Source organism: Streptomyces sp. NPDC002573 (genome assembly GCF_042889625.1).
Taxonomy (GTDB): Bacteria; Actinomycetota; Actinomycetes; order Streptomycetales; family Streptomycetaceae; genus Streptomyces; species Streptomyces gibsoniae.
Map to the genome: position 1 here is coordinate 58,369 of NZ_JBIARC010000025.1, position 19,804 is coordinate 78,172.

At 71.1% G+C, this 19,804-nt stretch carries 17 protein-coding genes; 4 read left to right on the forward strand and 13 right to left on the reverse strand.

The features are described from left to right. Nucleotides 1-491: 491 nt before the first annotated feature. On the forward strand, nt 492-1,487 hold the full coding sequence (locus ACFYX0_RS23420; RefSeq protein ID WP_355911085.1) for a helix-turn-helix domain-containing protein: 996 nt from the start codon (nt 492-494) through the stop codon (nt 1,485-1,487). Nucleotides 1,488-1,607: 120 nt separating this feature from the next. Next, nucleotides 1,608-2,222 (forward strand): DNA polymerase ligase N-terminal domain-containing protein, encoded by a 615-nt coding sequence (locus ACFYX0_RS23425; protein ID WP_388972840.1) that lies wholly within the window; start codon nt 1,608-1,610, stop codon nt 2,220-2,222. Between the two features lie 19 nt (nt 2,223-2,241). On the opposite strand, the gene ACFYX0_RS23430 is transcribed toward ACFYX0_RS23425, so the two are convergent. From ACFYX0_RS23430 to ACFYX0_RS23445, 4 genes are all read right to left on the reverse strand, one after another. Beyond that, entirely contained in the window at nt 2,242-2,670 is a 429-nt protein-coding gene (locus tag ACFYX0_RS23430; protein ID WP_388972842.1) for a DUF305 domain-containing protein, read from the reverse strand. Next, entirely contained in the window at nt 2,667-3,926 is a 1,260-nt protein-coding gene (locus ACFYX0_RS23435; protein WP_388972844.1) for a zinc ribbon domain-containing protein, read from the reverse strand. The genes ACFYX0_RS23430 and ACFYX0_RS23435 overlap by 4 nt, the downstream gene beginning before the upstream one ends. After that, the gene (locus ACFYX0_RS23440; protein ID WP_388972845.1) at nt 3,923-4,087 is read right to left on the reverse strand and encodes a hypothetical protein; all 165 of its coding nucleotides are present in this window, start codon (nt 4,085-4,087) and stop codon (nt 3,923-3,925) included. The genes ACFYX0_RS23435 and ACFYX0_RS23440 overlap by 4 nt, the downstream gene beginning before the upstream one ends. A 373-nt stretch (nt 4,088-4,460) precedes the next feature. Further along, entirely contained in the window at nt 4,461-5,912 is a 1,452-nt protein-coding gene (locus ACFYX0_RS23445) for an MFS transporter (RefSeq protein WP_388972847.1), read from the reverse strand. A 420-nt stretch (nt 5,913-6,332) separates the two neighbouring features. Between ACFYX0_RS23445 and ACFYX0_RS23450 the strand changes: the two genes are divergently transcribed. Continuing rightward, nucleotides 6,333-6,914, forward strand: a complete 582-nt coding sequence (locus tag ACFYX0_RS23450) for a TetR/AcrR family transcriptional regulator (RefSeq protein ID WP_388972849.1) — start codon at nt 6,333-6,335, stop codon at nt 6,912-6,914. Nucleotides 6,915-7,004: 90 nt separating this feature from the next. Here the strand turns inward: ACFYX0_RS23450 and ACFYX0_RS23455 are convergent, their stop codons facing one another. From ACFYX0_RS23455 to ACFYX0_RS23490, 8 genes are all read right to left on the reverse strand, one after another. After that, the gene (locus ACFYX0_RS23455) at nt 7,005-7,799 is read right to left on the reverse strand and encodes a TIGR03943 family putative permease subunit (RefSeq protein WP_388972851.1); all 795 of its coding nucleotides are present in this window, start codon (nt 7,797-7,799) and stop codon (nt 7,005-7,007) included. Beyond that, nucleotides 7,796-8,809 (reverse strand): permease, encoded by a 1,014-nt coding sequence (locus ACFYX0_RS23460; protein WP_355911104.1) that lies wholly within the window; start codon nt 8,807-8,809, stop codon nt 7,796-7,798. Before ACFYX0_RS23460 ends, ACFYX0_RS23455 begins: the two co-directional genes overlap by 4 nt. Before the next feature lie 109 nt (nt 8,810-8,918). Beyond that, nucleotides 8,919-10,766: a phosphatidylglycerol lysyltransferase domain-containing protein gene (locus ACFYX0_RS23465; RefSeq protein ID WP_388972853.1), complete on the reverse strand. Its 1,848-nt coding sequence runs from the start codon at nt 10,764-10,766 to the stop codon at nt 8,919-8,921. Between the two features lie 173 nt (nt 10,767-10,939). After that, entirely contained in the window at nt 10,940-11,881 is a 942-nt protein-coding gene (locus ACFYX0_RS23470) for a hypothetical protein (protein WP_388972855.1), read from the reverse strand. A gap of 145 nt (nt 11,882-12,026) precedes the next feature. Then, nucleotides 12,027-12,830, reverse strand: coding sequence for a DUF2690 domain-containing protein (locus ACFYX0_RS23475; RefSeq protein WP_388972857.1), 804 nt, complete (start codon nt 12,828-12,830; stop codon nt 12,027-12,029). A gap of 250 nt (nt 12,831-13,080) precedes the next feature. Continuing rightward, nucleotides 13,081-13,713, reverse strand: a complete 633-nt coding sequence (locus ACFYX0_RS23480) for a hypothetical protein (RefSeq protein WP_388972859.1) — start codon at nt 13,711-13,713, stop codon at nt 13,081-13,083. Between the two features lie 199 nt (nt 13,714-13,912). Further along, entirely contained in the window at nt 13,913-15,388 is a 1,476-nt protein-coding gene (locus tag ACFYX0_RS23485) for a hypothetical protein (RefSeq protein ID WP_388972861.1), read from the reverse strand. 225 nt (nt 15,389-15,613) lie between these two features. Then, on the reverse strand, nt 15,614-16,894 hold the full coding sequence (locus ACFYX0_RS23490) for a serine hydrolase domain-containing protein (RefSeq protein WP_388972863.1): 1,281 nt from the start codon (nt 16,892-16,894) through the stop codon (nt 15,614-15,616). Nucleotides 16,895-17,546: 652 nt separating this feature from the next. Here ACFYX0_RS23490 and ACFYX0_RS23495 point away from each other — a divergent pair. Next, on the forward strand, nt 17,547-18,143 hold the full coding sequence (locus ACFYX0_RS23495; RefSeq protein WP_388972865.1) for a hypothetical protein: 597 nt from the start codon (nt 17,547-17,549) through the stop codon (nt 18,141-18,143). 407 nt (nt 18,144-18,550) lie between these two features. Here ACFYX0_RS23495 and ACFYX0_RS23500 read toward each other — a convergent pair whose 3' ends face one another. After that, entirely contained in the window at nt 18,551-19,744 is a 1,194-nt protein-coding gene (locus ACFYX0_RS23500; RefSeq protein ID WP_388972867.1) for a nucleotidyl transferase AbiEii/AbiGii toxin family protein, read from the reverse strand. Between the last annotated feature and the right edge of the window lie 60 nt (nt 19,745-19,804).

The window sequence follows — 19,804 nt, forward strand, 5'->3', positions numbered from 1 at the left end:
CTGTCTTCCGGTGGCCGTCGCGTACTGCACGGGTGCGCCGAGCAAGAGGGCCGCGCTGGCTATGGTGGCGAGGCCGCGAGCGAACGCTCGTCTCCGCCTTGTCATAGGAACTCCACTTCGTGCAAGAGAACTCGGGGGAAGCACAGAGAAGGCGCCGGTCCCCCGATCAGCGCCAACGGTGTGGGGAATCTGTCAATCCGCAAAAGCCGGCACAAGACGAGGAGGGTGGCGGAGTTCCGCCAACTGGCCAGAAGTCGCCAGTGAAATTGCGGGATTGGGCAGGATTTAACTCGCTCTTTATTGACGCCCGAAACAGAAGGTCTCTATTCCGCGCTTCCTCGCCTCACCGTGCGACGCAGTTACAGGGACCCGCCGGAGGGCGCCGCCTCACCGGGAGGGATGATCTCGATCACGACTCGAGTTGCACAGGGCTACAGAGGTGACCGTCTTCCGCCGGCCGGCGGAGGCCGCCATGGAGACGGTGAGAACGCATGGCATTCAACGTGCTGGGGCTGACGGACGAGACGGAGCGTGTGTACGCCGAGCTGGTCGGCCTGCCGCGGGCCACCGCCCGCGAGGTGGCGGACACCTGCGGCCTGTCCACCCCGGCCGTGGCACGGCTGCTCACCGCGCTGGTCAAGGACGGCCTCGCGACACGGGCGACCGGGCGCCCGCCCCGGTTCACCGCCGTGGCACCCGATGTCGCGGTCGCCGCCCTCATCCGCCGGCGGGAGGAGCAACTCGACGAGGCCCGGCTGCTGGTGCACCGGCTGACGGACGCCCACCGCGAGGCGTCCCGGATCAGCCACCCCGACATGCCGGTCGAACTGCTCACCGACCGCGCCGACATCAGCGCCGCGGTACGACGGTTGACCGCCGAGGCCTGCCGCGAGGTACGGATCCTCGACCGGCCCCCGTACGTCGACCGCCCGGGCAGCAACCTCGAAGGACAGCTCCAGCAGCAGCGTGCGGGCGTGGCGCACCGGGTGGTCTACGACCGTGCGGCGGTGGCCTGGCCGGGCCGCCTGCACAACGACATCCTGCCCAGCGTCCGGGCCGGCGAACAGGCGCGGGTCCGGGCCGAGTTGCCGCTCAAGCTCGTCATCTGCGACAGTCGGAACGCCGTCATCCCCTTCAGTCTCGCGCCGGGCGGACTGTCCGCCGCCTACCTGGTGCACAGCTCACCGATGCTGGTGGCCCTGGAGTCGCTCTTCGAGGCGGAGTGGGAACGAGCCCTTCCGCTGTGCGTGACGGACCAGGCGCCGCACACCGGCACCACGGAGGAACCCCCGGACGACGCACCCGACGTGGAGACCCGCCATCTGCTCACGCTGCTGGCCGCCGGGCTCACGGACGCCGCCATCGCCCGGGCCCAGGGCTGGAGCGAGCGCACCACACAACGGCGCATTCAGCGTCTGATGGCCGAGCTCGGTGCCCCCACCCGCTTCCAGGCCGGCCTCCTCGCGGCTCGCCGCGGCTGGCTGTGACCAGGACCGCCGCACGTTCAGGTGGTCAGGGCGGCCTACGGGGTACTCGGGGGCCGCGGACGACACAGCCCGCCCCGGCCGGGCCGGCCGACCGGGCCGTCGGACGGAGAGGAGCCGGACGTGGGTGGCAGCGATCGGCTGCGGGACTATCGCGGCAAACGGGACTTCGAGCGGACCGGTGAGCCCCGGGGCAGTGACGCGTCCTCCGGCGCGGAGCCCCGTTTCGTGGTGCAGATCCATGACGCGAGCACGCTGCACTTCGACTTCCGGCTCCAGGTCGGCGACGTACTGCGGTCCTGGTCCGTCCCCAAGGGCCTCTCGACCGATCCCGTCGACAAGCGGCTCGCCGTCCCCACCGAGGACCATCCCCTGGAGTACGAGGACTTCGAGGGGGTCATCCCGCAGGGCGAGTACGGCGGCGGCACCGTGATCGTCTGGGACCACGGCACCTACCGGCCGACCAGCCACGACCGCCGTGGGCGACCCGTCCCCTTCGCCGAGGCGCTGGAACACGGGCACGCCACGTTCCGGCTGCGCGGGGCGAAGCTCCACGGCGAGTACGCCCTCACCAGGTTCCGTGGCGGCAGGGGAAAGGACGAGGACGACGCCTGGCTGCTGGTACGGACGGGACACGCCGGGTCCGGCGGGCACGGCACGCCGGATCCCCGCCGTGCCCGCTCGGTGTGCAGCGGTCGTACGCTCGCCCAGGTCGCCGCGGGCGGCCGCGGCAGGTGAACGGCGACGAGCGGCCGGCCTAGCTGTGGCCGAGCATCCTGTTCATCCCGGTGATCTCGGCCGACTGCGAAGTGACGATCGACCGCGCCATCGCCTTGGCCGGGCCGTAGGCACCCTTGGCCTGTTCCGCCTCGGCCATCGTGAGAACGCCTTGGTGGTGACCGACCATCATCCGCAGAAACGCCGTATCGAAGGCGTCACCGTACAGCTTCGCCAGCTTGTCCATGTCCGCGCCCGACATCGATCCCGCGTCGGAGGCGTGCGCGGCGGTGGTCTCGGCGTGGTGCGCCGCGACGCCCGGCCCGGTCGCCATGATGTGCGCGCCTGCCGACGGATTCCCCGACGGCGACAGCGCGTGCATGGCCAGCACCCCGGCCACCACCGTCAGCACCAGCAGCATCCAGTGCGCACGACCCGCCGCGAGGCGGATGCGCGGGCCGGATGTCATGGGCTCATCCTAAGAGTCATCACGTGATGCTGTGATGTCCGTCCAGTGTCTGTGCGGAGCTGTCGCGCCTGGGGGTGCGTCGTCCGTACAGCCGGCTGTTCCGACGTGGGCCTTGTGCCGCTCGTTCGCGGGTCGGGGCTCATTCGGGGTTTGTCCGGTACTGGTTGGTGACGTTTTGTCGAGCAGAGGTCCTGGGCCGGGTGTTTGCGGCTTGGGGCTGCCGCGTGGATGCGGCCCCGGGTGGGGCGGGCACCGCGCTGCGGTTGACCCGACAGGGCCTCTTGCAGGCCTTCGTGGAACAAGCTCTGTGTGCCGCGTGCCTGGACGATGTCCAGGCGCGCAGTGCTGGGGTCGTCCGGATTCTCAAGGCGGACGTGGGCGCTGAGGGCTGCGGAGACCATGTCCCGGTTGCCGACCAGCCCGCACGAGGTGCAGTGGTGGTTCCGGTCGGCGAGGGTCTTGGCGACTTGCGCTCCGCACAAGCAGGTCTGGGAGAGCTTCGTCGTGAAGGTGGAGGCGCGGAGCATCCGCCCGCCGGTGTTCTCACATTCGCGGGCTATGGCGGCGAGGAGTCGTCCTGGTGTGGTGGTCTGCAGGGCTTTGCCCCAGAGCCGGTACCAGGTGCGGATGTCGCAGTCCTCGACGACGAGGTCGGCGCCGTGGCGGGTGACGATGCGTTCGGCGATGCGTCGGGCGCGGTGGTCTTTCGCCTCGGCCGCACTCGCCGCTGCTTGGGCGATCCGGGTCCGGTTGAGACGGTGACCGGCAGACAGTGTGTCGCGTCGGTACGCCTGTTGGGGCGCCCCTGCTGTGTTTGCTGTTCGGGCGCCGCGGGGGATCTGGACGGTCCGCGCCGGGAGGTCGGCGGCCGCGCGCCGCTCGGCCCGGGTCTGCTGCCGTTTCGACGGCTTGTACTGGCCTGGGTTCGATGCCCTGCGGGAGCGGTCGAGTGCCCTCTTGCGGCCGCGTGTCTTCCGGCGGGCTTTGGCCAGGGCTGTTAGCTCGTCGTCGGTGGGTTCGATCCGAGTGGCCTCGACATCACCATGAGAGGGGTCGAATGTGGAGGGGGAGGAGACGATGGAGAGGTTGGAGACGTTGCCGTCGACCACGCCGCCACGGTCGAGCGCGGCCGCGGCCGTACGTCGGGCTCGCGTGTGCGTAGACGAGTACCCGCCGCACAGGACAATCAGGTGGGCCTCGTACGCCCACCCGCCCGGTGCGGAGGCGTCCCGGCGGCGCACAAGATGCCGGCTCACCGATGCCTGATGCCGGGATCGGGGACGTCCAGTGGGAGGCGGATTACCGCAAGCTCGGTGCCCTCGCCGCGCGTCCAGCGTTTCCCTTTGTTCTTCCCGCGGAACCGGCGGGCCGGCGCGTCGTCAAAGGCAGGCACGATCTCGAGCATCTCCACGCTCACCGAAAACCCACCTCCGTTCAACGTCCCGACAACAGGTGTCTGTCCGCACCATGGGCAGCACAGCAACCAACACCGAAGCTACATGCCCCAACTGACAACCACCCCCAGCCCGGCGGCAGTTCCGGCCATACGCCTTCCTCACGCACCTGCGGCTCGCTCACTGCGCCACTGCTTCCCAAGCAAGGCGTGCCCCACCCGCATTACGTGACGGCTCTTAGCGACGCCTCCTACCCGATCCACGCGGCAGGGTTCCGTTTGCGCCACACGGTCGACGGCCTCGGTCGCCGCGAGCGGGTCCAAGGGCTCGGCTCATGCCGGACCGCCGCCGCCCCAAGAGGCCGGCGGCGGTCGGAGCGGTCATTCCTCGCGGACGTCAGCCGCGCGCACTCGGCACGGCAGCCGCCGGCTCCGTGCGGGCCTGCTCGTCGGACGCGCGCGGCACTCCGGTGACCCGGGCGGCGCGCCGGACCGGCACGAGCAGCGCGGCCAGGGCGGCGGCGAGGCAGAGCAGGGCCAGCAGGCCGAAGCCGTGGGTGTATCCGGAGGCGTAGGGCAGACCCGAGGGCTGGAGGTGACCGGTCACCAGGACGCTGGTGACGGCGGCGCCTATGGAACCGCCGATCGTCCGGATGTTGGCGTTCATACCGGTCGCGGCACCGGTTTGCTCGGGCGGCACACTGCCGACGATCAGGTTGGCCATCGAGGCGAAGGCCAGTCCGATGCCGAAGCCGAACACGCCCGCCACCAGGGCCACCTGCCACTGCTCGTCGTGCCAGAGGGTCAGGATGCCGCAGGCGACCGCGTCCAGGGCGGCACCGGCCGTGAGCAGGGTCTTGGCGCCGAGGACCGGCTCCAGGCGACCGCTCAGCATGCCCGACAGGAACATGGCGATCAGCATGGGCAGCATGAGCAGTCCGGACCCGGTGACGGACGCACCGAAGCCGTATCCGGCGACAGCGGGCGTCTGCACGAAGCCCGGCAGGAAGGACCAGATCGAGTACATGCCCGCACCGAAGAGCAGTGCGGCGGTGTTGGTGGTCCACACGGCGGGCAGCCGCATGACGCGCAGGTCGATCAGCGGGCTGCGGGAGCGCGCCTCGGAGGTCAGCCACAGCGCGAAGAGCACCACCGCGGCGGCGAACAGACCGATCACGCGGGCCGAACCCCAACCCCACTGGCTCGCCTGGCTGAGCGGCAGCAACAGGGCCACCAGCCATGCCGAGAGCAGTACGGCACCGGACCAGTTGACGCGGCCCTCGGCCCGGCGCGGCGACTCGGGCACATAGCGCAGGGCGATCAGGGTGGTCGCGGCGACGACGGCGACCGGGATCCAGAACAGCCAGCGGTAGTCGAGCGCGGACACGATGGGGCCCGCCGCCACCATGCCGACGCCACCGCCGGCGGCGATCACGGCGGACAGGTTGCTGATGCTTCCGCTGACCTCGGACGGGGCGAACTCGTCGCGGATGATGCCGAAGGACAGCGGGAAGAGGGCGCCGCCCGCGCCCTGGATCACCCGGGCGACGATCAGCGTGCCGATGCCCGGCGCGAGGGCGGCGAGCAGACATCCGGCCAGCACGGTCAACAGCACGGCGACGAGCGTGCGCTTCCTGCCGACGAGGTCGCCGATCCGGCCGAGGATCGGGGTGAACACCGAGGCGGACAGCAGATACGCCGTCATCACCCAGGTGGCGGTGGACTGCGAGGTGTGCAGCGCGTGCTGGACGGTCGGCAGGGCCGGCGCGATGAGCGACTGCAGCATGGAGAACACGCCCGCACCGGTCGCCAGGACGGCGAAGGTGAGACGGGTGGACTTCCGTGGCATCAAAAAGCCTCTCCGGACAGGGCGGGGCCCAGGTCGTCGAGTCGGGTCGTACGGGGTCGTACGCGGGTGTCGGGTCTTCGGGGTCGTACGGGTGTGTTCGAGGCCGCACAGCGTCGTACGGGCTCGTACGTGGTCGTACGTGGTCCACGGGCTCGGTCGCGTCGCGGGCGGCGCACAGCACGCCGACGGCCGCGGGAGCGGTCGCGAGCGGATGGGGCGGCCGGACGGCGCGGTGCGCGCGGGCCCGGCGTCGGGTCGAAGGGGGTGTCGAGAGGTGTCGAGCGGTGTGGGGGCGCCGGCGACGCGTGTGGTCGCACGCGTCCCGGGCCGAACGCACCCCGACTGCTAAACTGGAGGTACACCTCCACTGTAACGGAGGCTACCCTCCGATTCAACCCGGTTCCGTCCAGGGAGGCAGCAGTGACGGCTCAGCCGTTCCCCGTCAGCGAGATCGTGGCCGCCCAGCGGCCGCACCGGAAGGACGCCGCCCGCAACTACGACGCCCTGATCGCGGCCGCCCGCGAGGCCTTCGCGGAGAACGGGGCGGAGGCGTCCCTGGAGGACATCGCCCGCCGCGCCGGCGTCGGCATCGGCACGCTCTACCGCAACTTCCCCACCCGCCGTCACCTCTTCGAGAGCGTGTACGCGGGCGAGGTGAACGACCTGTGCCGGGTGGCCAAGGAGGTGGCGGACCGCGAGCCGTGGGAGGCGCTCACCTCGTGGCTGCGCCGGTTCGTGGACTACACGGTGACCAAGCGCGCCATCCGCGAGGCGATGGACGACGAGTCGGACATCTTCCTCGCCTGCCGGGAGTCCATGTACCAGGCGGGCGGCCCCCTGTTCGAGCGGGCCCAGAAAGCGGGCGAGGCCCGCACGGACATGGGCTTCGACGACCTGGTCCGGATGGTCGCCGGGATCACCGCGACCAACTTCCTCGACGACGCCCAGCGGGACCTGGTCCTGACGGTGGCGCTGGACGGGGTGCGGACGCGCACCGTCTGAACCGGCCGGACTCAGCCGGCCTTCGTGCGAGTGCTCAGCGGCGATCGGCGCGCCCGGCTCCTGCCACGGGCGCGCCGTCGACCGGTCATGTCACTGGTTCCAGCTCTCGTCGTAGGGGTCCTTGGGCGTCGGGACCGGCTTGGCCTCCACGACGTCGAGGAACGGGATGCGGCCGCCGTTGACGGGGTCCTTGGCCTGCCGGGCACTGTAGGTGCCGGTGACCTGGAGCCAGGAGTCGGGCTGCAGCACGGGCGGCAGCTTGCCGGAGAGTCCGACCTTGACCGGCTGGGCGTCGGCGGCACAGCAGTTGAGGGCCATACGGACTAGATACGGAGTGCCCCCGTGGTCGAGGGCGACGAACCCGGTGATCTCCACCTTGCGGTTGCCGAAGGAGTGCCCGTGGCCGTACGCCGCACGGCCCGCGTAGTCCACCAGGCTGAGCGGGACCGGGTCGCCGGACGGCAGTGCCGGGTAGGCCAGCGGCGGCTGCAGGGCCGTACCCGCGCGCAGGGCACTGTACGAGCCGAGCGCGGGCGGGGCGACCAGGATCAGGGCGAACAGCGGCAGCAGAAGCAGCCAGGAGATCCGCGGCCCGTGGTGGCCGTGACCGTGGCCGTCGTCGTCCCCGTGCTCGTCGTCGTGACCGTGGCTGTCATCGGGGGCGGTGTGTGCCACTCCCCCGCCCTTCCGCTGCCGCGCCGCGCGGTACCGGCGCAGGTCGTACCAGACGGTCGCGAGCGCGGCCATGATCAGCACGGCTCCGGCGGCGAGCAGCAGCGGCTGGAGTCCGGCCTTGACGTAGCGCAGATACAGAGAGGTCGTGCCGGCGTGCAGCATCGCCCCGCCGACCAGGAACAGAACGGCCGCTTGTGCCTGACGGTTCACAGCAGCACCGCCCCGCCCAGGACCGACACCACGATCGCCAGCACGAACGTGGTGGGCGCGAACCGCAGGGCGAAGGAGCGCCCGAAGGTGCCCGCCTGCATCGCGAACAGCTTCAGGTCGATCATGGGCCCGACCACGAGGAACGCCAGCCGTGCGGTGAGCGAGAACTGGGACAGCGACGCCGCCACGAACGCGTCCGCCTCGGAACAGATCGACAGCAGCACCGCGAGGACCGAGAGCGCGAGGATCGCCACCACCGGGTTGCCCGCCGCCGTACGCAGCCAGCTGGCCGGCGCCACGGCCTTGAGGGTGGCCGCGGCCATCGCGCCGACGACCAGGAACCCGCCCGCGTGCATCACGTCATGCCGTACGGACCCCCAGAACGCGGCACCCTTGCTCTGTCCCTCGTAGGACGCGCGGGCGGGCGGCTTCAGCCAGTCGGTGCGGCCCAGCCGCTGCCACAGCCAGCCCATCGCGCACGCCACCAGCAGGCTCGCCGCGAACCGGGCGAGGACCATCTCGGGGTTGCGGGGGAACGCGACGGCCGTGGCGGTCAGCACGATCGGGTTGATCGCGGGAGCCGACAGCAGGAAGGCCAGCGCCGCCGCGGGCGTGACACCCCGGCGCACCAGCGCTCCCGCGACCGGCACGGAGGCGCATTCGCAGCCGGGCAGCACCGCCCCGGCCATGCCCGCGACCGGCACCGCGAGGGCGGGCCGCTTCGGCAGGGCGCGGGCGAAGAACGACGGCGGGACGAACACCGCGAGGGCGGCGGACAGCAGCACGCCGAGGACGAGGAAGGGCAGGGCCTGGACGACCACCGCGAGGAACACGGTCATCCAGCTCTGCATCACGGGCGCGCCCAGCGCCCGCCGGATGGGGCCCTGCCCGACGACCAGCAGGAGCACCAGCAGGACCAGGCCGTGGGAGGAGGTGAACTGCCAGCCCTGCGAAGGCTCCTCGTCATGGCGCCGGTCGACCGGTGCCGGGGGTGCTTTGACGATCGTCACGGGCGGGGTACCTCCGGAAGGAGCGGACGGCGCGGGAGGGGCTCGGCCCCACTACTGCTGTACGTCCGCCCGCTCGCCCCGTCTCACCCGGGGCCCGGAACTTTGCCGCTCAATGACCCTTGTCATGCCCCTTGTCGTGCGCGAGCGGGGACTGCCCCTGTCCCCCGGCCGGGGCGTGCCGCCGCCGGAAGAGGGACGGCAGACTCGGCGGGGTGAGGAATCCCTCGGCACGGGCGCTGGCGATACCGATGCGCGGGATGTCGCCGCTCTTCTCGAACAGCAGGAAGCGCGGCTCCCACACGGGCCGGTACTTGGCGTTGGCCCGGTACAGGGACTCGATCTGCCACCAGCGGGAGAAGAAGGTCAGCACGGAGCGCCACAGCCGCAGAACGGGTCCGGCGCCGAGCCGGGAGCCGCGTTCGAAGACGGCGCGGAACATGGCGAAGTTCAGCGACACCCGCTTGATGCCGAGATCGGGCGCGCGCAGCAGCAGCTCGATCACCATGAACTCCATCAGGCCGTTCTCACAGCCGCGGTCGCGCCGCATCAGATCCAGGGACAGACCGTGCTCGCCCCAGGGCACGAAGCTCAGCAGGGCCCGGGGCTCGCCCAGCTCGTCACGGCACTCCAGCATCACGCAGTTCGCGTCGGCCGGGTCGCCGAGACGGCCCAGGGCCATGGAGAAGCCGCGCTCGCCGCCGCCGTCACGCCACCGGTCGGCCTTCTCGATCAGGCTCGCCATGTCGGACTCGGGGATGTCGCCGTGACGGCGGATGTGCACGGTGTAGCCGCACCGGCGGACACGGTTGTGCGCCTGTCGTACGACGCGCATCGCGCGCCCCTCGAGGCTGAAGTCGGCGACCTCCACGATTGCCTCGTCACCCAGTTCGAGGGCGTCGAGACCGTGCCGGGCGTAGATCGTCCCCGCCTCCTCGCTCGCGCCCATGACGGCGGGCGTCCAGGCGTGCCGCCGGGCCTCCTCCAGCCATGCGTCGATGGCGCCGGGCCATGCCTCGGGGTCGCCGATCGGGTCGCCGGAGGCCAGGGTGACTCCGCTGAGCACCCGGTAGGTGATGGCCGCCTTGCCGCTCGGGGACCAGATCACGGCCTTGTCCCGGCGCAGCGCGAAGTAGCCGAGGGAGTCGCGGTCACCGTGCTTGGCGAGCAGGGCGCGCAGGCGCTCCTCGTCCGCCTCGCCGAGCAGCTCCCGGCCGCGGGGTGCGCGGAAGCAGGCGTACAGGACGAGCAGGAAAGTGGCCGCGATCAGGCCGTTGATGGTGATGTCCACCCAGCGCGGGGCCTGCACGGCGGAGATACGGTCGGCGAGCGGACCCACGCTGACGCCGCGCAGCAGCGTGTACGCGATCTTGTCCGTCAGGTCGGCGCCGGCCAGCTTGTTGGTGGCGTCCACCAGCAGGGTGCCGATGCCGCCGCTGACCAGGATTCCGCAGGCGCCCACGGCCAGGGCGAGCCGGGGGTTGGAGCGGTCGCCCACGGCCTGGAACTCCCTGCGGCCGATCAGCAGCGCGGCCACGAAGAGGCCGGTGAGCAGGGCGGAGACCCAGTTGAAGACATGGCGGCCGTAGTCGTCCTGGGTGAGGGCGAGCGCGTAGAGCGCGAAGAGCGGGCCGGCCAGCAGCATATTGAAGATCCATGCGGCTCGCTTGCGGCGCCTCATCACCACCGCGAGGAACAGGGCGAGGGCCGCCGAGACCAGACCGGCGGTGGCCAGGTAGGGGGTGAAGAACTCACCGACGTTGTGCTCCTGCACCTCCTCGCGGAAGGGCAGCGAGACGACCGCCGCGATGTTCAGCAGCGCCTGCAGCCGCAGGTACCAGACCGTGGCGGCGGCCGCTCCCGGGCGTAGACGTGCGAGGAGCGACGGCCGCTCCTCCGGCGCGCCCTGCGGATGCCGGACTCGCTGCTGGGGGATGACTGCTTGTGGCTGTGCGGGCACCGCGATGACTCACCTTGGCAAAAAGCCGGTTCGACCGGCGTGGACGGAAGCGGACACTGGGGGCGGGACTGTCTGCCCTCGGCTCTCCCGGGCACTCCCATCGACCCTACATTCCGTAGGGGAACAGTGCGCCCTGCCGAGGGTAGGAGTCAGGCAAGGACGGCGCGGCGCGCCTAGCGCGTCCCGTCCTCCGCGCCCACGGCATGCCCCTCGGACGCGTACGCCGGGTCAGCCCCCGCCGACTCCGCGCGCTGCCGGAGGAACGGCACCAGCCCCCGTTCCAGCACGGCGTTCTCCCAGATCTCCCGGGCCCGGCACACCTCGGGATCACGGTCGGCGGGATGGCCCGGACGGCGGCCGGAGCGACTCCGTGCGCCCGTCACCAGGATCCAGGCCAGGTCACCGAGAGCCGCCCCCGCAGTCACGGCGGCGGCGATCACCCCGGCCATCACGAGTCCGTCGCCGATGTGCGGACGAACAGCTAAGGCACGCAGCCCGAACCCGCACAGCAGAAACACACCGGTGGCCACGGCCCCGAGGCTCGGCACGAGGACGGCGAGGACGGGGAGGATCACTTTTTTCGTGTCGCCGTCGACGGCCGAGCCGTCACCTGACGTAGTGGGGGCGTCACCCGACGGGTCGCCGTGGGTGACTTCACCGAACGCCTGGGCGTCGTCCGCGGGGCCACCGGGCGTACGGTCGTCATCGCTCGCGGGATCACCGGACGTAGGGACACCATCACCCACAGGGTCGCCCGACGCACGGACCTCATCGCCCGCGGGACCTTCCGAGGCACGGATCTCATCATCCGCAGGGTCGTCCGACATACGACCGCCGTCCGCCGCCGAACCGCCCGACACCTGATCACCGTCGTCCGAGGACCCGTAGCGGTCGACCGCGGCGGCCCGGAGCGTGAGATAGCGGCTGTACTCGGCGGCGGCGACACCGACGAGGCGGGCGCGCTCCTCCAGAGCCTCGGCGCGCAGCTCCTCCCGGGACGCGCCCGTACCTGCGGCGCCGAGCGCGGCCGCGATCTCCGGGGCGTCCAGCGCCCGGTCGACCATCCCCTCGAAGGTCGTGCCGACCACTGGCGACGGCTCGTCGGACTCCTGCACGCGGATCCCCCGATCGGCGACAACGGGCCGGTCGATACCGACCGGCCGGGCGGACGAGCCAAACCCTACAACATGTAGGACATCCGCCAGGAGCAGAGCGTCGGCACGTCACACCCCCGCGCTCGTCCCCGGGCCGATCATCCGCTCAGCGTCCGCCCCCGGGTTCGGCATCGAGGCCGGTGCACGCCACCTTGCCGTCCACCCCAGCACACGCCTCCACGCCTTCGGGTGAACTCACGGCAAGCATCGGACTGCTCGAGCCCGCGGTGCCGTCGCCCGGGTACGACGCGGAGAGCACGTCCTGTCCCGACCGTACGTAGATGACTCGGGCGTCCGCGGCCCGCGCCTGGACCTCGGCCCAGGCGGCGCCGCAGGACGGAGAGTACTGAAGCCGTACCGCATAGGAGGCGTCCCGGACCGAACTCTTGGTCTGCGCGTCCCGGTCGCAGGCGGAGACGTCCGGCAGCTGCCCCTGACAGGACGCGCCCCGACAGCGGGGCGAGGGCGCGGCCGGACGGCCGGACGGCGCGCCCGAGCGGTGTGCCGCGACAAGGGTCAGGGTCACCGCGGTCACCGCGACGACCAGGGCGAGGGCCGACCGGGGCAGCCATCGGGGCCGGACGGACTCCGGCGGGAGTACGTCGTACGACGGCTCGTCCGGGTCCTGCCGGCGGTCGGCCGCATCCCACAGGGCGAGCACGGGGGCCGGGTCGACGCGCGCGAGACCGGCGAGCGCCTCCACGGCCGAACGGGGCGGCCGCTGTGCGCCGTTGAGATAGCGGTGCCAGGCGGACTTGCTGTACGGGGTACGCGCGGCGAGGGCCGCGAGGCTGAGACCGGTACGCTCTTTCAGGCCGCGCAGCTCCGTCACGAACGGTCCGTCCGGCTCGGCCGGCGGGGCCGCCGCCGTCCGCCAGGGCGCCGCCGTCCGTGCCACGCCGGCTTTCACGGTCTGGATCCTTGGGGCTGTCGCGCACTGGATCCCTGAGGCTGTCGCATGACCTGTCCCTCAACGCCGATTCCACTTTGGGCGGTTCGCCCTTGGTTGTCAGGATGTGTTCCCGGGATTGTGGTGCCGTCACACATGGAAACCGGTATGAACAACGTGAGTTGCCGGAGGCCGGGCATGCCGAAGGCCTGCCCGGCACCCATAGGTGACCGGGCAGGCCTGCCCCTTCGGGGGAGAGAGAAGGGACGTCTCAGCACCAGGGCACGGTGCTCCGCGTGCGGACGTAGTGCGCGGAGACATAGCCCCTGCTGCCGGCGAGGCGGTACCAGTGCCGGTTCCCGTGGACGTACGAACCGTGCCTCTTGCAGACCAGCAGCAGCCGGCCGTTGACGTGGCGGTGTCCCACCACGCGGTAGCCGGTGCCCGGACCGGAGCGGATGTTCAGCGGGACATAGCGGGTGGCTACACGACCGACGGCACGGTACGTGTGGTGCCGATACGCCATGTCCGTCACATAGCCGGTGCGGTGGCGGTACGCCGTCCCCGTCAGGTAGCCGACGCGGTGGCGGTACGCCGTGTGGGCGCCGTAGCCGATGCGGTGGTGCGTCGTGCGCGGGATGTGGCGGAGGTGGCAGGTGTAGCCGACGTGACGGACGTGGCGGATATGACGCACATAGCGTCGGCAGAGTGCGGAGCGGTGGGCGCGCTGCCGGACCGGCACATGCCGGGTGGCGGCGGGGAGCGTGTGCGGGCGGTACTGGACCGTCGCGGCGACCGGCGCCAGGGCGGCCCGGTCGCCCTCCACGGCGACCGCGGCCGTGGGCACGAGCGCGAGCATCGCGACCGCGGCGAGCAGGCCCGCCTGCAGTGTCCGACGAATCATGGAAACCTCCGTGCTGACGTTGCCGATCACGAAGCGTGATCTCACGTCGCCCAGCGTTTCCGTGCCGGGGACCCGGAATTCCGTTTCGCTGTTCCGGGGATGGGCGGAACGTCCCGTGGGACGGACGGGGCCGGCCCTTGCCTGGTGGCGAGCGCCGTGCGCGCCACTCGCCACCAGGCGGGTTGTCGGCGGATCGCCTCTAGACGGCGCCCGAGGCGAGCTTCCACTCCCGATGGAACGTGCCCAGCGGAATCGAGCGCTGAAGGACGGGCGTACCGAAGACGGACAGTTGCAGTTGCAGCGCACCGCTCAGATCGACACCGCCGTACAGCGCCCACGCCCCGGCCGCGCCCGCCGTCGGCAGCGCTCCCGGGCTCGCGGCCGCGCTCGCCGCTGCCGACGCCTCGCCCCGCACATACGGTGCCAGGTCGGCGCTGACGCCCACCGCGCCGTACAGGCCGACGGCAGCCTGCGCGCCGAGCGCTGCCTTGACGTTCCCCGCAGCCGTCAAGGAGGTGCGCACCGGCGAGCTCGTCATCGTGGACTCGTTGACGGGCGTCCAACCCTTGCCCGGGCCGTAGGTACCCCCGGCCTTGAAGTCACCCTTGAGGTCCTGTTCCACCGCGACGGTCACGTTTCCGTCGCCGGTGATCTCGAAGTAGCAGGTCAGATCGAGGTTGACGACGACGGGGATCGAGCCGACCTGGAGCACGGGGTCGGCGTGGAGCTTCGCGAAGGGCACCCGAACCGGCTTGGCCGTGGCGCCGACACGCCCCTTCAGGGACCACTGCGAGGTCCAGTCGCCCGACACGCCGAGGTAGGCCGAGGCAGGCCCGGCCTGGGCGGACGCGTCACCCGTGCCGCCACCGCCGTAGGAGAAGTCGACCTCGGGCGCGACCTGTACGTACCCGGCCACGGCTGCGTCCGCCGACACCGGAGTGCCCGCGGGGGTGGGCACATCGGCCTTGAGGTCGACACGCAGACTGCCCAGCGGGAGCTTCGCGCCCTCGGGCCCCGCGTGGATGTCCCCCGTCTTGGCCCAGGAGACCTTCACATCGGGCAGCAGCCGCTCGACGTCGAAGGACGAGGGGTCGACGGGAACCGTGCCCTTCGCCTTGTCGTCGCCGAGCAGGGTGTCGAGGGTGGTCGGCGCGGTCTGCACCTCGGTGCCGTCTCCCGTCTCCCCGATCACCTGGGTGACCTTGGCGAGGAGACCGTCCGGGGCGCCGGGCGCGGGCGCGCTGGCGATGACGTCACCGACGGCGATCCGCCCCGGCTCGGCGGAGCGGCTCGGGGTGCCGGACGGGGCCGCCGAGGGCGATGCGGGCCCCGTGTGCGATCCCGACGGGTTGGGCGTCGTCCTGACCGCCTGTGAGATGACGGCCCGTCGGGTGTGACGGTCGTACGAACTCACCTTGAGCGTGCTGCGGTGCGCCCGTGTGCCGGTCGCACCCGGCCGGGCGAGTGCGGTGGACGTGGCGGCGGGCGCCGCCTTGACCGCGAGAGCGCCGTCGGCGTCCCCGGCCGCGGCGGCGGACGCCTCGGGCTGTCCGGCGGGCGACGCGCCGGAGGCGGAGGAGGAACCGGACCCCGACGCGCAGCCGGACGCGAGCAACAGCACGGATGCGGTGAGTGCGGGCATGAGGGCACGCAGGTGCCCCTTGCGAATACGCAAGATCTGTCCTGTGGTGGTGGGGGGTTGCAGAATGGCCCGTCGGTGCGTTCATACCGACGGGTAACAAGGCGTGAGCATGCCATGAAGATGTGAAGCCCCGCTCCACATTCCGACCCCTGACACCTGTGATGTGAGCAACGCAACGAACGCCGACCGGACGGGGGCGCTCCGTCGAAACCGCTTGCTGTCAGCGGGAGTTGAGGTGGGGACGGCGGCGGCCGTCCCTCATCCGGCCGACGGCCGTGCGGGCAGGCCGAAGACGTGCCCAGGCGTGGCGATCTTCGTAATGGCTTCGCCGAAGATACTGCTCGGCTGCTGACCGTCCCGACGGACGTCGGTGTTCAGCAGCACCACGAGGGTCGTCCGCGCCGACGGCAGATAGACGGCCAGGGACTCGTAGCCCGGCAGCGAACCGTTGTGCCCGATCCAGCCCTGCACATCGAAGATGCCGAGCCCGTATCCGACACCGGGGGCGGCGGCCGGGGACGCGATGAGCCGCTGCCGCTGCAGGGCCGGGCTGATCAGGGCGGTGCCGTTGGGCAGGGTGCCGGTGGCCACCGTGCGCGCCCACGTCCGCAGATCCTGCAGATCGGAGATCATCGCGCCGGCCGCCCCGGCCCAGGAGGGGTCCCAGTCGGTCGCTTCCTCGGTCTTCCCGCTCGCGGTCTGGTCCGTGTACCCGCGGGCATGCGGGTCCGGGAAGGCGGCGTCGGTCGGGAAGTGCGTGTGGTCCAGACGGGCCGGCTGGAGGATGTTCTTCTGGATGAACTCCCCGAGCGGCTGCCCACTGGCCTTCTCCACGACCAGGCCGAGCAGGACGAGATTGGTGTTGCTGTAGTCGAACCGCCGTCCGGGCGGAAACAGCACGGGATGCTTGAAGGAGTAGCCGAGCAGCTCCCGCGGCGTGAACGACCGCTTCGGATCGGACGTCAACGCCTTCAGGAACGTCTCGTCCTCGGAGTAGTTGAACAAGCCGCTGCGCATTCCGGCCAGCTGGCGCAGCGTGATGCTGCTTCCCCCCGGCACGCCGTCGACGTACTTCGCGATCGGGTCGTCCAGCCCCACCCGGCCCCGATCGGCCAACTGGAGCAACGCGGTCACCGTGAACGTCTTGGTCTCGCTGCCGATCCGCATGTACAGATCCGGCGCCATCGGGCGGCCCTCGCTCTTGTCGGCGACTCCGAACGAACGTACGTAGCTGCCCCTGTCGGGCGTCCACAGTCCCACGGTCACACCGGGGACGTGCACCTCCCGCATGATTCCCTGAACGGCCGCGTCGAGCTGCCGCTGCACGGCGGGCCCGAGGGCCGGCGCCTCGTCGGCGGACAGTGACGCGGACGTGGGCATATGGGGTACGTCGACGGTGACGGTGACAGCGGCGGGCTCCCCCTCCCCCTCCCCCCGCACGGCTCCCCACACGGCTCCGGCCGCGATCGGCAGCCCGAGCACGCCCACCCCGGCGGCGATCGTCACGCCTTTACGCAACCGTCCGCACACACGCGCCATGAGCCGACTCCCACCGTGAACAGACCCGCGACCACGCGGAGGACGCAGGCCACCGGTCCCGACGTCAGCCTAAGAGCGCCCGCGCGACCCCGCCTGTCGGCGCGTCACCCGCTCCCCCGAGGCTCCCGGAGCCACGACACGCCGACGCCACGACCGATTCACCCGTTCGCCGAGCCCGCCCTCCGGGGCCGCGACCGGACCGCCTTCCCGCCGCACCCACCGGGGGTCCCGTCGCCCGTCGACCGTCCGACCCCCGGTTCGGACCACCCGTCACCCGACGGGTCCGGCACCCCCGCCGACCCACGCCGGACCGGCCGGTGACCGTCCCCGGACGCCCTCGCGAACTACCGTGAAACCAAAGGAAGTAGACGCCCACTGAGAGACGGATACGGCGTCACCCCACACCCCACTCCCCCAGTTGAGAGAGCCTCAGCGGCACGCACCCGGACTCCGGAGCGGCCGGTCGCCGCCTTCGAACCGAGGCGGTCCAATGGACTCCGAGCCCTGCATGACGGGGCGTCAGCGCCACCACTACTCCAAACGGATTCTTCGTCATATTTTCAGCATGTCTGATATGACATACAAGAAGATGATCTGTACGTTCAATCTCGCATCGGCTCACAGCCGACGTCTCTCAGACAGGAGAAGCAACATGGCAACGCGTTCCACTGTGGTGACCGCCGCGCTGGCGGCCGGCGCGGCCCTGGTGGCCACCGGTATCACCTACGCCAACGCCGCCTCGGAGCCGGCTCAGGCGGCGCCCGCTGTCGCGGCCCCGGCTCCCGCCGCTGCTCCCGCTGCTCCGGCGGCGGGCGCCCCGGCCTACACCGACGGCAACAGCGGCAACGGCAACAACAACGGCAACAACAACAACAACTACGGCAACAACAACGACAACTCCAAGGGCCACGAGGGCGGCGAGGAGGAGAACGAGGAGGAGCAGGAGCACCACAAGGGCGAGGGCAAGATCTTCGTCAACGAGCGGGAGTACTCCCCCCACGAGGCCAGCTGCATCACGGTCGTCAGCGGCCTCGGTGCGAACAGCCTCAACGTCCGCAACGACAGCAAGAAGACCGTCGAGGTCTTCAGGGGTGCGACCTGCGACAACGGCGCTCCCATCGCCACTGTCGGTCCCCACAGCTCCAGCAACGGTCTCTTCCCCGGCCGCGTCCGCGGCGGTGTGAAGGTCAAGCACGGTGTGGTTGGCAGCATCCGGATCGTGCACCGCAACAAGGGCTTCGACGACTGACAGGGGCACTAGTGGTGCCCACACAACGAGAACCCCGGCCCGCCGGAATCGGGCCGGGGTTCCGGTCTGTGAGGACCCCGAAGGGATGTCCGCGTTCCACGCTAATCCTTTACCGATCGACCCGCGTGTCGATCACGTGAAAAGCAAGATCATGAGCTAGGGACGCATCGGGCGGCGCCGCCCCGCCGGTCCTCGCGGGGCGCCGCCGTCGTCTCCCCCGATGCCGCACACGAAGGCACGAGCGGCTCCCGGCCGGGCATGTCCTTTGGCTCCGGACGGGCAACGGCCCGACAGACCAGCCCTTCCGCCAGTCGGGTGATGTCGTGTCGGAGAGTGCCCGTACAGGCGAAGTGACGCGGCGAGCCCCTCCTCCGCCACGGCTCCGCCCTGCGCGTCAGCCGCGGTTCCTACAGTCGGTCGAGTTCCTGACGTAGGAACCGGTCTCCTCCGGCGCGCCGGTAGGCGTCGGCCATCCTCTCCCAGGCCGGATCGGTCCATACGACGGCGCGTGCGTCCTCGACGCTGTGACGGTCCGGACCGAGGAGCTCCCGGGTGATCACGATGGCCGCGACCACGGGAAGACCGGCCGCGTGCATGGTCTTCTGCACCGTGCGCATGCTCTTGCGGTGCAGCAGTTCCCGGTACTCCCGGGTCCGGGGCTCCAGCCAGCGAGCGTGGCGCGCGTAATCGCCCTCCCCCTCTCCGGTGGATTCGACCGCTGCGAAGGTCGGTGCGAGGGCGGTGGCCAGACGGTCGACGAAGTCGCTCTCGCTTCCCGGTGTGTCGGGGTACTCCGCGGCGAAGTGCTCCCACTCGACGGTCCCCCTCAGACCGGCGATCTCCGCGGACCCCGCCGGGCGGCACCCGTCGGACGGTTCCGCGGCGAGGAAGACCTGCCGCAGCACCTCGAAACGCAGCGGCGTGTGCTCGGCCAGCAGGACGGCGTCGTAGAGGTCCTTGCCCTGCGGATGCATGTCGCACAGCAGCCACATGAGTTTCCAGGCCAGTGACAGTTCGGCGGTGGCCGCGTTCAGCAGGATGTCCGGGCCGCCGGGAGACGAGGGAAGCAGCACGGGCTCAGGGTCGACGGGGAGGTGCTCGTTGAAGACGAAGTCCAGTTGTACGACTCCGCCGGGCAGCCCCTCGGAGGTCCAGGGCAGGACCAGACGCCGACCGGGTACCCGGTCGTAGGTCCAGATGTCGTCGCTGACCGCTTCCGCCGCGGCGATCCGGACCGTGCCGGCACCGTGGAGAGCCGCCGCCTCGGCAGCCTGGGCCACGCCGGTGAGCATGGTGTCGGTCCGTGGCTCCTCGATCCGCCACGACGGCGGGCTGACGACGAAGTCCAGGTCCCCCGGTTCTCGTGCGACGTCCCCGAACCAGGCCCGGAGCAGCACGCTTCCGCGGAGCACGAGCGAGTCCGCCCAGGGCGAGTCCGCGATCGCGGACAGGACCAGGGCGATCGCGGTGCGCCGAGCCGTGTGCCAGGACCGTTCGAGCTCCGGATCGGTGAATCGGGGATCGGCGGCACGGTAGGCGTTGCTGTACTGCTTGAGCGCGGGGTCGAACACCGGACGTTGCACAAGGCGCGCGTCCGTCACGGGGCGCAGCGTCGAGGGCAGGTCGAGTCGAGAACGAGTCTCGTCGTCCAGTGGGGCCCC

Excerpts from the sequence above, each read along its gene's own strand:
- ACFYX0_RS23480 (WP_388972859.1), bottom strand. The coding sequence starts at position 13,713 with ATGATTCGTCGGACACTGCAGGCGGGCCTGCTCGCCGCGGTCGCGATG.
- ACFYX0_RS23495 (WP_388972865.1), top strand. The coding sequence starts at position 17,547 with ATGGCAACGCGTTCCACTGTGGTGACCGCCGCGCTGGCGGCCGGCGCG.
- ACFYX0_RS23430 (WP_388972842.1), bottom strand. The coding sequence starts at position 2,670 with ATGACATCCGGCCCGCGCATCCGCCTCGCGGCGGGTCGTGCGCACTGG.
- ACFYX0_RS23445 (WP_388972847.1), bottom strand. The coding sequence starts at position 5,912 with ATGCCACGGAAGTCCACCCGTCTCACCTTCGCCGTCCTGGCGACCGGT.
- ACFYX0_RS23420 (WP_355911085.1), top strand. The coding sequence starts at position 492 with ATGGCATTCAACGTGCTGGGGCTGACGGACGAGACGGAGCGTGTGTAC.
- ACFYX0_RS23490 (WP_388972863.1), bottom strand. The coding sequence starts at position 16,894 with ATGGCGCGTGTGTGCGGACGGTTGCGTAAAGGCGTGACGATCGCCGCC.